Source organism: Streptomyces sp. NPDC048275, from assembly GCF_040652275.1.
Lineage (GTDB): Bacteria > Actinomycetota > Actinomycetes > Streptomycetales > Streptomycetaceae > Streptomyces.
Map to the genome: position 1 here is coordinate 103,766 of NZ_JBEZLR010000003.1, position 13,860 is coordinate 117,625.

The 13,860-nt window shown below is 70.1% G+C and carries 11 protein-coding genes; 2 read left to right on the plus strand and 9 right to left on the minus strand.

Annotated elements, in window-relative coordinates; all coding sequences use genetic code 11:
* Positions 1-4: 4 nt before the first annotated feature.
* Positions 5-967, minus strand: a complete 963-nt coding sequence (gene galE, locus AB0D57_RS03175) for a UDP-glucose 4-epimerase GalE (protein ID WP_362066389.1) — start codon at positions 965-967, stop codon at positions 5-7.
* On the minus strand, positions 964-2,052 hold the full coding sequence (gene galT / locus AB0D57_RS03180; protein ID WP_362066391.1) for a galactose-1-phosphate uridylyltransferase: 1,089 nt from the start codon (positions 2,050-2,052) through the stop codon (positions 964-966). The genes galE and galT overlap by 4 nt, the downstream gene beginning before the upstream one ends.
* A 154-nt stretch (positions 2,053-2,206) precedes the next feature.
* On the opposite strand from galT, the gene AB0D57_RS03185 reads away from it, so the two are divergent.
* Complete coding sequence (locus tag AB0D57_RS03185) at positions 2,207-3,916, plus strand: sodium:solute symporter family protein (RefSeq protein WP_362066393.1); 1,710 nt, start codon at positions 2,207-2,209, stop codon at positions 3,914-3,916.
* Positions 3,917-3,975: 59 nt separating this feature from the next.
* Positions 3,976-4,305, plus strand: coding sequence for a hypothetical protein (locus AB0D57_RS03190; protein WP_362066395.1), 330 nt, complete (start codon positions 3,976-3,978; stop codon positions 4,303-4,305).
* A 56-nt stretch (positions 4,306-4,361) separates the two neighbouring features.
* On the opposite strand, the gene AB0D57_RS03195 is transcribed toward AB0D57_RS03190, so the two are convergent.
* From AB0D57_RS03195 to rsmA, 7 genes are all read right to left on the minus strand, one after another.
* Positions 4,362-5,051: a LuxR C-terminal-related transcriptional regulator gene (locus AB0D57_RS03195; RefSeq protein ID WP_362066397.1), complete on the minus strand. Its 690-nt coding sequence runs from the start codon at positions 5,049-5,051 to the stop codon at positions 4,362-4,364.
* Between the two features lie 289 nt (positions 5,052-5,340).
* Entirely contained in the window at positions 5,341-7,155 is a 1,815-nt protein-coding gene (locus AB0D57_RS03200) for an ABC-F family ATP-binding cassette domain-containing protein (RefSeq protein WP_362066399.1), read from the minus strand.
* A 311-nt stretch (positions 7,156-7,466) separates the two neighbouring features.
* Positions 7,467-9,485 (minus strand): nitrate- and nitrite sensing domain-containing protein, encoded by a 2,019-nt coding sequence (locus tag AB0D57_RS03205; RefSeq protein ID WP_362066401.1) that lies wholly within the window; start codon positions 9,483-9,485, stop codon positions 7,467-7,469.
* Positions 9,486-9,682: 197 nt separating this feature from the next.
* The gene (locus AB0D57_RS03210; RefSeq protein WP_362066403.1) at positions 9,683-10,462 is read right to left on the minus strand and encodes an MHYT domain-containing protein; all 780 of its coding nucleotides are present in this window, start codon (positions 10,460-10,462) and stop codon (positions 9,683-9,685) included.
* 185 nt (positions 10,463-10,647) lie between these two features.
* Positions 10,648-11,985, minus strand: coding sequence for an acyltransferase (locus AB0D57_RS03215; protein WP_362066405.1), 1,338 nt, complete (start codon positions 11,983-11,985; stop codon positions 10,648-10,650).
* Positions 11,986-12,058: 73 nt separating this feature from the next.
* Entirely contained in the window at positions 12,059-12,958 is a 900-nt protein-coding gene (locus tag AB0D57_RS03220; protein WP_362066407.1) for a 4-(cytidine 5'-diphospho)-2-C-methyl-D-erythritol kinase, read from the minus strand.
* Entirely contained in the window at positions 12,955-13,860 is a 906-nt protein-coding gene (gene rsmA / locus AB0D57_RS03225) for a 16S rRNA (adenine(1518)-N(6)/adenine(1519)-N(6))-dimethyltransferase RsmA (protein WP_362066409.1), read from the minus strand. The genes AB0D57_RS03220 and rsmA overlap by 4 nt, the downstream gene beginning before the upstream one ends.

Consider the following 13,860-nt stretch of genomic DNA (forward strand, 5'->3'; position numbering starts at 1 on the left):
CGAATTACTGCTCCCTGTTCTGAGCGAACGCCCACGCGTCCGCGACGATCCCCGCGAGATCCGCGCGGGACGGGTTCCAGCCGAGCCGCTCGCGCGCGGTCGCCGCCGAGGCGACCAGCACCGCCGGGTCACCGGCCCGGCGCGCGGCCATGACCTCGGGAATCGGGTGCCCGGTCACCTGGCGGACGGTCTCGATGACCTCGCGGACGGAGAAGCCGTTGCCGTTGCCGAGGTTGCAGATGAGGTGTTCGCCGGAGGTGGCGGCCTCGACCGCGAGCAGGTGGGCCTCGGCCAGGTCCGCGACGTGGATGTAGTCGCGGATGCAGGTGCCGTCCGGCGTCGGGTAGTCGTCGCCGAAGACGGAGATCGCGTCCCGACGGCCCTGCGCGACCTGGAGCACCAGCGGAATGAGGTGCGACTCGGGGTCGTGCCGCTCGCCGCACTCCCCGTACGCGCCCGCCACGTTGAAGTAGCGCAGGGAGACCGCGCCCAGCCCGTGCGCCGCCGCCTCACCGGAGATCATGTGGTCGACGGCGAGCTTGGAGGCGCCGTACGGGTTGGTCGGCCTGGTCGGCGCGGACTCGACGATCGGGGTCTGCTCCGGCTCGCCGTACGTCGCCGCGGTGGACGAGAAGACCAGCTTGCGGACGCCCGCCTCGCGCATCGCGGCGAGCAGCGCCATCGTGCCGCCGACGTTGTTGTCCCAGTACTTCTCGGGCTTGACGACGGACTCGCCGACCTGTGAGAACGCGGCGAAGTGGAGCACGGCGTCGTACGACGAGTCCAGCCATTTGGCGGCGTCGCGGATGTCGCCCTCGATGAAGGAGGCCCCGGCCGGGACGCCCTCGCGGAAGCCGGTGGAAAGGTTGTCGAGGACGGTGACCTCGTGGCCGGCCTCGATCAGATGCTGCGCGACGACGCTGCCGACATAGCCCGCGCCACCGGTGACCAGGTACTTCCCACTCATGAACTCGCTACCTCTCGCAGTCGCTGGGCCGCGGACTCCGGCGGCACGTCGTTGATGAACACGCTCATGCCGGACTCTGAGCCCGCGAGGAACTTCAGCTTGCCGGAAGTGCGGCGGATGGTGAAAAGCTCGAGGTGGAGCGCGAAGTCGTCCCGGTTGACGCCTTCGAACTCCTCCAGCGCGCCGAAGGGTGCCTGGTGCCAGGCGGCGATGTACGGCGTCGGAGGTTCGCCCGCCCCTTCCTTCTTTCCACCCGGCCCATCGAAGATCCGGTCGAAGCGCCTCAAGAGTTCCAGATACACCTGAGGGAATTCTTTGCGTGCGTCCTCGTCGAGCCCGAGCAGGTCGGGCACGCGACGGCGCGGGTAGAGGTGGACCTCGTACGGCCAGTGGGCCGCGTACGGCACGAAGGCCACCCAGTGCTCGGTCGCCAGGACGACCCGCTCGCCCTCCGCGAGCTCGCGCGCGACGACCTCGTCGAAGAGGTTCTCGCCGCCGGTGGCCTCCTTGTGCGCAGCGACGGAGCGCAGCATCAGCGCCGTACGCGGGGTGGTGAAGGGGTAGGCGTAGATCTGCCCGTGCGGGTGGCCGAGGGTGACGCCGATCTCGGCACCGCGGTTCTCGAAGCAGAAGACCTGTTCGACGGCGGGGAGGTGGGACAACTCGGCGGTCCGGTCGGTCCACGCTTCCAGGACGAGCCCCGCCTGCTCCTCGGTCAGGTCGGCGAAGGACGAGTCGTGGTCGGAGGTGAAGCAGACGACCTCGCAGCGGCCGGAGTCACCGGCCAGGGACGGGAAACGGTTCTCGAAGACCGCGACGTCGTACGAGGAGTCGGGGATCTCGCTGAGCCGGTCGCCCTGGGACGGGCACAGGGGGCACTCGTTCGCCGGGGGGTGATAGGTGCGCCCCTGGCGGTGCGAGGCGATCGCCACCGAGTCGCCGAGCAGGGGGTCCCGGCGCACCTGGGAGGTGGTGACGGTCCGATCGAGCGGACGTCGGTCGACGGCGTCGCGCACCACGTCGTCGCGTGAGTCGTAGTAGATCAGCTCACGACCGTCGGCCAACCGGGTCGAGGTCTTCTTCACCGCTGGACTCCTCATCCACACCGCACCAAACCACCCAACATAACCAAACACAACAAACCACAAAGCAACAGCAACGTCAATGGCCCTGGGGGTTTGGGGGGGTGTCTGTGAAGCTTGGGCAGCGTTATGAGGCGTATGGGGCATAGATACCGGCATGCCTACCCCCACCTCCACCTACCTGGCCGACGGAGCCGGGACCCACCTGGCTGCCGAGCTCCGGCTCCCCACGAACGGACTCGACTACGCGATCCTCGGCATCTACTTCGTCGTCGTGCTCGGCATCGGCTTCGCCGCCAAGCGCTCGGTCAAGACCAGCCTCGACTTCTTCCTCTCCGGGCGCTCGCTGCCCGCCTGGATCACCGGCCTCGCGTTCATCTCGGCCAACCTGGGCGCCACCGAGATCCTGGGCATGGCCGCGAACAGCGCGCAGTACGGCGTCTACACCGTGCACTGGTACTGGATCGGCGCCATTCCCGCCATGGTCTTCCTCGGCCTGGTGATGATGCCGTTCTACTACGGCTCGAAGGTCCGTTCGGTCCCGGAGTTCCTGCTCCTCCGCTTCGACAAAGCGGCGCATCTGCTGAGCTCGATCCTGTTCGCCTTCGCCGCGATCCTCATCGCGGGCGTCAATCTCTACTCGCTGGCGATCGTGGTCGAGGCGCTGCTCGGCTGGCCGCAGTGGGTGGCGATCGTCGTCGCGGGCTTCTTCGTCCTCGCCTACATCACGCTGGGCGGTCTGTCGTCCGCGATCTACAACGAGGTGCTGCAGTTCTTCGTCATCCTCGCCGCGCTGATCCCGATCGCCGTACTCGGTCTGAAGCGGGTGGGCGGCTGGGGCGGCCTGGAGGACTCACTCGAAGCGAGCCACGGCGCTAACTTCATGACGGCGTGGGGCGGTACGGGCATCGGCAGCGACAACCCGCTGGGCGCCAACTGGCTGACCATCGTCCTGGGCCTCGGCTTCGTCCTCTCCTTCGGCTACTGGACGACGAACTACGCCGAGGTCCAGCGCGCGCTGTCGGCCAGGAACCTCTCCGCGGCCCAGCGGACGCCCCTGATCGCGGCGTTCCCGAAGATCTTCGTCGTTTTCCTGGTGATGATCCCGGGCCTGGTGGCGGCGGTCCTGGTCCCGAAGATCGGCACGGCGGGCTCGGGCCTCCAGTACAACGACGCGGTTCCCTACCTGATGCAGGAGCTCCTGCCCAACGGCGTGCTCGGCATCGCGGTGACCGGCCTGCTGGCGGCCTTCATGGCGGGCATGGCGGCCAACGTCTCGTCCTTCAACACGGTGTTCACGACGGACATCTGGGCGAGGTATGTGGTGCAGGACCGGGAGGACACCTACTACGTCCGCTTCGGCCGCCTCATCACCGTGATCGGCGTCCTGGCCTCGATCGGCACGGCGTTCCTGGCCTCGTCCTTCTCCAACATCATGAGCTACCTCCAGACCCTCTTCTCCTTCTTCAACGTGCCGATGTTCGTGGTCTTCATCGTCGGCATGTTCTGGAAGCGGGCGTCGGTGAAGTCGGGCTTCTGGGGCCTGCTGGCGGGCACGACGGCAGCGATGATCAACTACTTCGTCATCTACAAGCAGGGAATCATCGGCATCCCCTCCGACCAGGGCGCCAACTTCGTCTCGGCGATCGCGGGCTTCGTGGCCGGCGCGGTGGTGATGGTGGCGGTCTCGCTCTTCACCGCTCCCAAGCCGACGGAGGACCTCCAGGGCTTGGTCTACGGCACCCGCTCCCCCGGCATGGCCGAGCCGCCCGCCGTCGGCGACGACGCCTGGTACCGCAAGCCGGCCCTGCTGGGCTGGGGCGCGATCATCCTGGCCGCGGCCTGCTACATCCCGTTCTCGTTCTGATCTCGTTCGTCTCGTTCGTCTCGTTCGATCTCATTCTGACGAGGGAGGATTAAGAAACCATGTCCGACCATCACGACCATTACTCGGACCGCGACCTCCAGCGCGAGGTCACGGAGCTGGAGCACCAGTCCGCGACCGCCGCCCGCCTCTTCGACATCCGCACCATCATCGGCGGCCTGTTCGTCGTCTACGGCATCATCGTCACGATCGCCGGCCTCACCGTCTCCGACGCCGACCTCGACAAGGCGGAGGGCGTCAACATCAACCTCTGGACGGGCCTGGGCATGCTCGCCCTGGGCCTGTTCTTCCTGGTGTGGCTGTGGCTACGCCCGCTGGCTGCGCCGGTACCGGTGCCGGCGCCCGAGGAGGAGCGGCCACCGTCGCAGTAACACGTGCGCCCCACCCCATGAGTGCCGGAAACCGTGAACACTTTCCGCCAGGGTGTTCACGGTTGCGCGGGCGACGGCGCCACCGGCCCCGCCCGGTCCAGCAGCCCCGTACGCGCCGCCAGCGCCGCCGCCTCCAGCCGCGAGCCCACCCCCAGTTTCATCAGGACCCGCTGGACGTGGGTCCGTGCCGTGGACGGGGCGATGCCCATGCCGGCCGCGATCAGGCGGGTGTCCTCGCCGTCGGCCACCCGCACCAGGACCTCCACCTCCCTCGGCGTCAGCATCTGGAGCAGGCGCTGACCCTCGTCGTCCGGCTGGGCGGCGGGGTTGAGGAGCTCGCTGAAGGCGCCCTGGAGCAGAGCCGGGGCCACCGCCGCCTCGCCCGACCTCGCCTTCATGATCGCGCGCTCGACACCCTCTATGCGCTCGTCATGGCGTACGTAGCCCGAGGCGCCGGCCGCGAACGCGGCGGCGATACCGCGTGGGTTCGGGACCGGGCCCAGGACCAGGATCGCCACCTGCGGACGCTCCCGTTTGATCTTGATCACCGGGTCGAAGATTCCCGGCTCGGCCGGTGTCGCCGTACCGATCAGGCACACCTCGGGTGCCCTCGTGATCACCAGCTCCGCCGCACCCGCGGCGGGCGCCGCCGCGGCGAGCACCCGGTGCCCCCGCAGCTTCAACGCCGAGGCAAGCGCCTCGGCGAGCAATCGGTGGTCGTCGACCACCATGAGCCGCACTCCCATCGAGCAACCCCCCAGTCCCCCCAGACATCCCCACTGGTTCCCCGCGGATTAGAAGCCCCCCGGCTCTCCATCCCCGGAAGCTACACGCTTGTTCGACGTTGCGCTTCCCCTACTGGAGAGAAGTGCCCCGGAATATCAAAATTCCTCGCATACGGGTGTGATGAGAGGTAAGCGCACGACCCGGGCCGATCCTCCCCCTGTCCCCAAGGGAGGACCGGCCCGCGATGCCCTCTTTATGCGCTTTCACACCCCCTCCACGGGACGTGCGCGCACCGGTCGGTCTTCGGTCTTAAGCGTCCTCGGCGAGCTCCAGCCAGCGCAGCTCCAGATCCTCGCGCTCGCCGGCCAACTCCCGCAGCTCGGCGTCGAGTTTGGCCACCTTCCCGAAGTCCGTGGCGTTGTCGGCGATTTGGGCGTGCAGCTTGGTCTCCTTCTCGGAGATCTTGTCGAGCTGCCGCTCGATCCTCTGCAGTTCCTTCTTCGCGGCGCGCGCGTCCGCGGCGGACACGGCGGACGCGGTCTTGGCGGACGCCGGCGCGGCGGCGAGTACGGCGGCCGCGGCGACCTCCTCCATCCGCTTGCGCCGCTCCAGGTACTCGTCGATCCCGCGCGGCAGCATCCGCAGCGCGCCGTCGCCGAGCAGCGCGAACACGTTGTCCGTCGTGCGCTCGACGAAGAACCGGTCGTGGGAGATCACGACCATCGAACCGGGCCAGCCGTCGAGCAGGTCCTCCAGCTGGGTCAGCGTCTCGATGTCGAGGTCGTTGGTCGGCTCGTCGAGGAAGAGGACGTTGGGCTCGTCCATCAGCAGACGCAGCAGCTGGAGCCGCCGACGCTCACCACCGGACAGGTCTCCTACCGGCGTCCACTGCTTCTCCTTGTTGAAGCCGAACGTCTCGCAGAGCTGCCCCGCGGTCATCTCCCGCCCCTTGCCGAGGTCGACGCGGTCGCGCACGGCCTGGACGGCCTGCAACACCCGCAAGGCCGGGTCGAGTTCGGTTACTTCCTGGGAGAGGTAGGCGAGCTTGACGGTCTTGCCGGTGAGGATCCGGCCGGCCGCGGGCTGCTGCTCGCCCTCGCTGCGGGCGGCCTCGGCCATGGCGCGCAGGAGGGAGGTCTTGCCGGCGCCGTTCACGCCCACGAGGCCGACCCGGTCGCCGGGGCCGAGCTGCCAGGTGAGGTGCTTGAGCAGCACCTTCGGGCCCGCCTGGACGGTCACGTCCTCGAGGTCGAAGACGGTCTTGCCGAGCCGGGAGCTGGCGAACTTCATCAGCTCGCTCTTGTCGCGGGGCGGCGGTACGTCCGCGATGAGCTCGTTGGCGGCCTCGACGCGGAAGCGGGGCTTGGAGGTGCGGGCGGGGGCGCCGCGGCGCAGCCACGCCAGCTCCTTGCGGACCAGGTTCTGCCGCTTGACCTCTTCGGTGGCGGCGATGCGCTCGCGCTCGGCACGGGCGAACACGTAGTCGGAGTAGCCGCCCTCGTACTCGTACACATCGCCCTTCTGCACGTCCCACATGCGGGTGCAGACCTGGTCGAGGAACCAGCGGTCGTGGGTGACGCACACCAGGGCGGAGCGGCGTTCGCGCAGGTGCTGGGCGAGCCAGGCGATGCCCTCGACGTCCAGGTGGTTGGTGGGCTCGTCGAGGATGATCAGGTCCTGCTCCTCGATGAGCAGTTTGGCGAGGGCGATGCGGCGGCGTTCGCCGCCGGAGAGGGGGCCGATGACGGTGTCGAGGCCCTGCGGGAACCCGGGGAGGTCCAGCCCTCCGAACAAGCCCGTCAGTACGTCCCTGATCTTGGCGTTGCCCGCCCACTCGTGGTCGGCCAGGTCGCGGATGACCTCGTGGCGGACGGTGGCCGTGGGGTCGAGCGAGTCGTGCTGGGTGAGTACGCCGAGGTGCAGGCCGCCGGAGTGCGTGACCCTTCCGGTGTCGGCCTCCTCCAGCTTGGCGAGCATCCGGATGAGGGTGGTCTTGCCGTCGCCGTTGCGGCCCACCACGCCGATGCGGTCGCCCTCGCTGACGCCGAGGGAGACTCCGTCGAGCAGGGCACGGGTGCCGTACACCTTGCTGACGGACTCGACATTGACCAGGTTGACGGCCATTTCTCTCCTGACAAGGGGGACGATCGACCCTCAAGGGTAGTCTGCGCCCGGCCTCCGGCGGGCCTCGGCTGTTCTCGCCCCCGCCGCCCCTACCCGTCCCGTCCCCCGGGGGCTCCGCCCCCGGACCCCCGGCAGGTGGTTCTTTGGCTGCAGGGCGGTGGGGGCTGGGCGCGCAGTTCCCCGCGCCCCTAGGTGTCTCAGCCCGTCCGGCGTTTGAGGACGAGGCCGTTCAGGCCGAACGGGGGGCTGGGGGCGGAGCCCCCAGGTACGGATGGGACGGGTAGGGGCGGCGGGGGCGAGGAACACCCGCCTCAGCCGTCAGAAAACCGCTGCCGCGGGATCAGCGCCGACGCCGGAGCCAGCGAGCGGCCATGCCCCTGGCCGCCGTCCCCCACCGCCCGATCATGCACAGGCATGTCATCCCGCAGCAGACTCTCGGGAATGAGGACGGCCGCGGTGACGCCTCCGCTCGGCGTCGGGCGGAGTTCCACCCGCAGCCCCTGCCGCTCGGCCAGCCGGTTCACCACGAACAGCCCGATCTGCTTGGCGTCGAGGAGATCGACCCGCTGGGCCTGGATCTTCCGGTTGGCCTCGGCCATGGCGTCCTCGTTCATGCCGAAGCCGCTGTCCTCGACCTCGATGAGCACCCCGTCCCGCAACCGCGCGGCCTTCAACTGCACCTGCGTGCTGGGCGGCGAGAAGGCGGCGGCGTTCTCGACGAGCTCGGCCAGCAGGTGAATCACGTCCGCCACCGAGCCGCCCGCCACCGACACCCTCGGCACGGCCCAGATCTGCACCCGGGTGGCGTTCTCGATCTCCGCGACCGCCGCCCGCAGCACATCCGCAAGCGCGATCGGCGTACGCCAGCCTCGTCCGGGCGCGATCCCGGACAGGATGAGGAGGCTCTCGGAGTGGCGCCGCATGCGCGTCGCGAGGTAGTCGACCCGGTAGAGGTCCTGCAGCTCCCCCTGGTCCCGCTGCCGCTGCTCCATCGTGGCGAGCAGGTCGAGCTGGCGGTGCAGCAGCACCTGACTGCGGCGCGCGAGGCTCACGTACACCCCCGAGATACCGCTCAGCAGCTCGGCCCGCTCGGACGCGGCCTTGAGCGCGGCCCGCTGGACGGCGGTCAGGGCCGTGCCCACCTGGGCCAGCTCGTCGCCCACCAGCCGCCGCATGGGCGCCTCGGCGTCGATGTCGACGCCCTGCCCGGCGTGCAGCCGCCGCATGGCCTGCGGCAGCCGGCGCCCGGCGACCTCGAGCGCGGAGTTGCGCAGATCGAGCAGTTCGACGATCAGGCCGCGCCCGACCAGCACGGACACCAGCAGTGACAGCAGCACACCCACCAGACCCAGCACCACCGCGACCCCGGACGCGCCGAGCGTGTCCCAGCCGAACGGGTTCGCCTTCGCCGCGGCGGCCGTACCGGCCCCGGCCTCCGCCTTGGTCAGCCCGGCCAGGACACCGCTGACAGCGCCGTCCCAGCCCTTCAGGGAGTCGGCAGACACGGCCGAGGCGCCCGGCCCGGCATCGCGCACCTGATCCTCGACGGCCACCAAGCGCGCGTAACCATCGCCCTTGAGAACAGTGTTGTACGCCGCCCGGTGCTCGGCCTTCAGATCCGCGACGGCAGGCTCCAGCAGCTCCCGCTGTGTGGCGACGGCCCCGACGAACAGCGCGTACTGGCTGCCGCTCAGCGTCCCGGTCCCGCCCCCGGCCGCGAGCAGCGCCCGCTCTCGCGCGACGGCCTCGCGCGCCCGGGAGAGTTCGAGGACGACGCGGGCCTCGGAGGTCGCGTCGGTGGTCTCGTCCCCGGTGAGTGCGCCGGTGACGGAGAAGCCGTGCTCGATGATCGCGGAGTACTTCGTGTACGCCGCCGAGGGCGCCGCCCCCTTCACGCCGACTTCCGAACGCAGTGCGGTCAGCCCGCCCGCGTCGGACTGGAGACGTTCGAGACGGCTGGGCAGTCCGGCGTTCAGCAGCTCGGCGTCGGAGCTGGAGGCGTTGACGCCGTCGAGCAGGACGGAGGCGGCCTTGTCCGTGGTGGAGCGCGCGGTTTCCAGGGCGGTGAGCGAACGGCTCGCGGGTGCTGCCACGTATGCGAGGGTGGCGGTCCGCTCGGCCTGCAGAGCGGTGACGAAGTCGCCGACAGGGGTCAGCAGTTCGGAGTTGACGCTCTTGGCGCGTTCCAGGTCGCCGATGCTGGACGCGGTGGTCACGGCGGCGAAGCCCCACAGTGCCATCAGGGACACGATGGGCAGCATCAGCAGCGAGACGATTTTCGCGCGGACCGATCTGGGGCGCAGCCGGGCGGGCGTGCGGGGGACACGCATGGGCGGGAACCTCGTTCAGGGGGAGTTGCAGCGGAGGGCGGCGCAGGGGGCTGTGAGGCGGAAGTCAGGGAGAGCTGCGGCGCGGAAGTCAGGGAGCGCTGTGGTGAGGAAGTCAGGGAGCGCTGTGGTGAGGAAGTCGGTGACAGCTGTGGGGAGGAAGTCGAGCAGCCGTAAGGCACACGAGCGCACGCAGCGACTCACGCGGTCGACAGCTCGACCTCACGCAGCAGTTGCGCGGCGGCAGCCGACTCCTCGCGCTTGCCGGTCGGGGACAGTGCGACGTACGCGGAGGTGAGGAAGAGGAAGGAACCGAGCACCACGGCGAGCGGGAAGATGAACTCGGTGGACGTGGCTCCGGAGAGCGCGGCGCTGCTGGGCGCGAGGTCGATCTTCACGGCGTACATGCCGGTGTAGTGCATGGTGCTGACCGCGAGTCCCATGACGAGCGCGGCGGCGGCGGCCAGCACGGGCCCGCGCACGATGAGGGTGAGCGTGAGCGCGGCGGTCGCGGCGACGATGGCGATGATGACGGAGGCGATGACGAGGGTGGGGTCGTATCCGACCTCGCCGTGCAGGTTGAGCGCGGCCATGCCGGTGTAGTGCATGGCGGCGACGCCGAGCCCGGTGCCGATCCCGCCGAGCGCCACGGCCCGCACGGCGGACCGCCCGTACCCGGCGGTGAAGACGCCCGCGCCGACGACGGCGACCGACATCAGCAGGCTGAGGACGGTCAGCGGGATGTCGTAGCGGATCGGCGTCCCGTCGACGCTGAAGCCCATCATGGCGATGAAGTGCATCGTCCAGATGCCGGAGCCGATGGCGACGGAGGCCATCAGCAGCCAGTTCCGTTTCGAGGCGCCGTCGGCTTCGAGTGCCCTGAGCGTGCACCGCAGTCCGAGTGCGGAACCGACGCAGGCCATCGCGTAGGACAGGACGGGGGTGACCCATCCTGCACTGAAGTGGTCCATGTGACCCATGGGGAAGCCCCTCTCGTCCGTCGCGCGGGCACGGCCGCGCACACGGGTTTACCACCGGTAACAAGAGACCGGGGACGCCTGATCATGCCAGCACCATACGAGGGGGCAGAGCGCGCGAAAGGGGCCATGAGGGCGATGGGTAGGAATAGAACTACGGCGACATAGGCAACAGGCGGCCTGCATATTTATGCAATATTCGATCGCCCGCGTCCCGCCCGCTCCACCAACAGCCACCCCGCGAACGTCATCGCGACCGCCACCGGAGCCGTCACCCGGACAGCGACCAACACCGCCGTACGCCCGTCCAGCAGCCCCCCGAAACCGACCATGGAAAGCCCGAGCACCCCGAAGAGGCAGAGGGTGACACCCAGGGCGGCGACCCCCCTCCCACCTGCGGACGAGGACGCCAACTCCCTTACGGACGAGCGCCGTTCACACCGCCGGAACAGCGCGACCAACAGCCCCGTCAGCACCCCGGCCGCCACGATCCTGGGCGGCACCTGCGCCCACCACTCGCCCGTGGCGGGCTCCGGCAGCCGCACGCCCAGCGTCAGCAGCGCCCCGTACACCCCGAGCATCGCCGTGAGGTGCCACAGAAATGCCGTCATAGATATTCCGTTGGCCGCAATGACGGCGCGCCACACCGACGGCCTGCGCAACCACCACTCCGCAAACCTCCGCAACATCTCCACTCCGCCGACCAGCCACAGCCCGTGGCACAGCAGCGCGAAGGTGGGCGGCGCCATGTTCGAGATCTTCTCGCCGGGCATACCCACCATGGACAGCGGATACGGCCCGTACGCCACCAGGAGCACGGCCCCGGCGAGCCCGGCGCCCGCGAGGACGTACGGCCTCCCCAGCCTTCCGTCCGCGTGCAGGAATCCGAGCTGATGGACGGCGAGCCAGACGAACGCGAAGTTCAGGAACTCGACGTACGGCACTCCGAAGCCGAACCGAGCCACGTCCACGAGCCCGGCCGCGGCCACCAGCCCGCCGAACGCGCCCCACCCGTACATCTCATGCAGCCTGAGCAGCGGCGGCGTGAAGGCCACCATCGCCAGATAGATCCCGATGAACCACAACGGCTGGGCGACCAGACGCAACGAGACATCCAGCAACCCGCCGCCCTCACCCGCGAGCTGAAGCACCAGGGCGGCCAGCCCCCACACCCCGATGAACACCACCGTCGGACGCAGCAGCCGCTGCAGTCGGGCGCGTACGAAGTCGGAGTACAGCGCTGTGCCCCCCTTCTTCCGCAACGAGCGGTACGACAGCGCGTGCGAGAAGCCGCCGACGAAGAAGAAGACCGGCATGACCTGGAGCACCCAGGTGAGCAGTTGGAGCCGGGGCTCCACGGCGAGCAGATTCCCGACCTCGACCTGCCCGTCGCCGCGCACCGACACGGCGGCCATCAGCCAGTGCCCGAGCACCACCGTGCCGAGCGAGGCCACCCGCAGCAGGTCGATGTACTTGTCGCGCGAGGCCGGCGTGGCCGCGGCGAGGTCACGAGCGCTTGATCCCATACGAGTACGGTCGCGCCGCGGGCCCGCACCGCGTCAGCGCTCCCGTACTCAACTCGCGTCTGAGTACAGGCCGTCAGACGACCGTGGCGCCGGGCGCGGGTCCCGCCGCGACCCGTACCGCCCGGCAGGTGCCGGAGGCGCGCAGCGCGTCGGCGACCGTCGCCGCGGACTCGGCGTCCGGCGCGAGGAAGGCCGTGGTCGGACCCGAGCCGGAGACGAGCGCGGCAAGGGCGCCCGCCGTGCGGCCCGCGGCGAGGGTGTCGGCGAGGGCCGGGAAGAGGGAGAGCGCCGCGGGCTGGAGGTCGTTGGAGACGGCGGCCGCGAGGGCGGCGGGGTCGCCCTTGGCCAGGGCGTCGAGCAGTCCCTGGGAGGCGACGGGCTCGGGAATCCGCACCCCGTCGTTCAGCCGGTCGAACTCGCGGAAGACCGCCGGCGTCGACAGCCCGCGGTCGGCCATCGCGAAGACCCAGTGGAAGGTGCCGCCGACCTCCAGGGCCCTGAGCTTCTCGCCACGCCCGGTGCCCAGCGCCGCCCCGCCCACCAGACTGAACGGCACGTCGCTGCCCAGCTCGGCGCAGATGTCGAGGAGTTCGTCGCGGGAGGCGTTCGTACCCCACAGGGCGTCGCAGGCGACGAGCGCGCCCGCGCCGTCGGCGCTGCCGCCCGCCATGCCGCCCGCGACGGGGATGTCCTTGATGATGTGGAGGTGGACGGCGGGTTCGACGCCGTGGCGGCGGGCGAGCTCGAGCGCCGCGCGGGCCGCCAGGTTCGTACGGTCGAGGGGTACCTGGTCGGCGTCCGGACCCTCGCAGGTGATGCGCAGCTCGTCGGACGGGGTCACGGTGACGCGGTCGTACAGGCCGACCGCGAGAAAGACGTTGGCCAGGTCGTGGAAGCCGTCGGGGCGGGCGCCGCCCACCGCGAGCTGGACGTTGACCTTGGCAGGGACGCGTACTGTCACCGTCTCCGTCACGGCTGGGCGCTCTCCTTGTTCTCAGCGTTTTCGGCGTTCCCGGCGATACGGTTCTCGGCGATACGGGCGAACTCCTCGACCGTGAGCGACTCCCCGCGTGCCTGCGGCGAGACACCGGCGGCGACGAGCGCGGCCTCCGCGGCGGGGGCCGAACCCGCCCACCCCGCGAGGGCCGCCCTGAGCGTCTTGCGGCGCTGGGCGAAGGCGGCGTCGACGACGGCGAACACCTCTTGCTTCGAGGCCGTGGTCTTGAGCGGCTCCGCCCGCCGCACCAGCGAGACGAGCCCGCTGTCGACGTTCGGGGCGGGCCAGAAGACGTTCCGTCCGATCGAGCCGGCGCGCTTCACGTCGGCGTACCAGTTGGCCTTCACGGACGGGACGCCGTACACCTTCGAGCCGGGGGCGGCGGCGAGCCGGTCCGCGACCTCGGCCTGCACCATCACCAGCGTGCGCTCGATGGTCGGGAAGGTTTCGAGCATGTGCAGCAGGACCGGCACGGCGACGTTGTACGGCAGGTTGGCGACGAGCGCGGTGGGCGCGGGGCCCGGCAGCTCGCTCACCCGCATGGCGTCGGAGTGCACGAGCGTGAACCGCTCGGCGCGGTCCGGCATGCGGGCGGCGATGGTCGAGGGCAGCGCTCCGGCGAGTACGTCGTCGATCTCCACGGCGATGACCCGGTCGGCCACCTCCAGCAGGGCGAGGGTCAGCGAGCCGAGGCCGGGGCCGACCTCGACCGCGATGTCGTCGGGGCGGACGTCGGCGGTGCGCACGATGCGCCGCACGGTGTTCGCGTCGATCACGAAGTTCTGGCCGCGCTGCTTGGTGGGCCGTACGCCGAGGGTGCCCGCGAGTTCGCGGATGTCGGCGGGGCCCAGGAGGGCGTCGGGGGTGGGGCTGCTCAC

What these genes read in the sequence shown, in the direction of transcription:
- galE (WP_362066389.1), bottom strand. Translation starts at nt 967, where the DNA reads ATGAGTGGGAAGTACCTGGTCACCGGTGGCGCGGGCTATGTCGGCAGC.
- AB0D57_RS03200 (WP_362066399.1), bottom strand. Translation starts at nt 7,155, where the DNA reads ATGGCCGTCAACCTGGTCAATGTCGAGTCCGTCAGCAAGGTGTACGGC.
- AB0D57_RS03185 (WP_362066393.1), top strand. Translation starts at nt 2,207, where the DNA reads ATGCCTACCCCCACCTCCACCTACCTGGCCGACGGAGCCGGGACCCAC.
- AB0D57_RS03205 (WP_362066401.1), bottom strand. Translation starts at nt 9,485, where the DNA reads ATGCGTGTCCCCCGCACGCCCGCCCGGCTGCGCCCCAGATCGGTCCGC.
- AB0D57_RS03190 (WP_362066395.1), top strand. Translation starts at nt 3,976, where the DNA reads ATGTCCGACCATCACGACCATTACTCGGACCGCGACCTCCAGCGCGAG.
- AB0D57_RS03195 (WP_362066397.1), bottom strand. Translation starts at nt 5,051, where the DNA reads ATGGGAGTGCGGCTCATGGTGGTCGACGACCACCGATTGCTCGCCGAG.
- AB0D57_RS03215 (WP_362066405.1), bottom strand. Translation starts at nt 11,985, where the DNA reads ATGGGATCAAGCGCTCGTGACCTCGCCGCGGCCACGCCGGCCTCGCGC.
- AB0D57_RS03210 (WP_362066403.1), bottom strand. Translation starts at nt 10,462, where the DNA reads ATGGGTCACATGGACCACTTCAGTGCAGGATGGGTCACCCCCGTCCTG.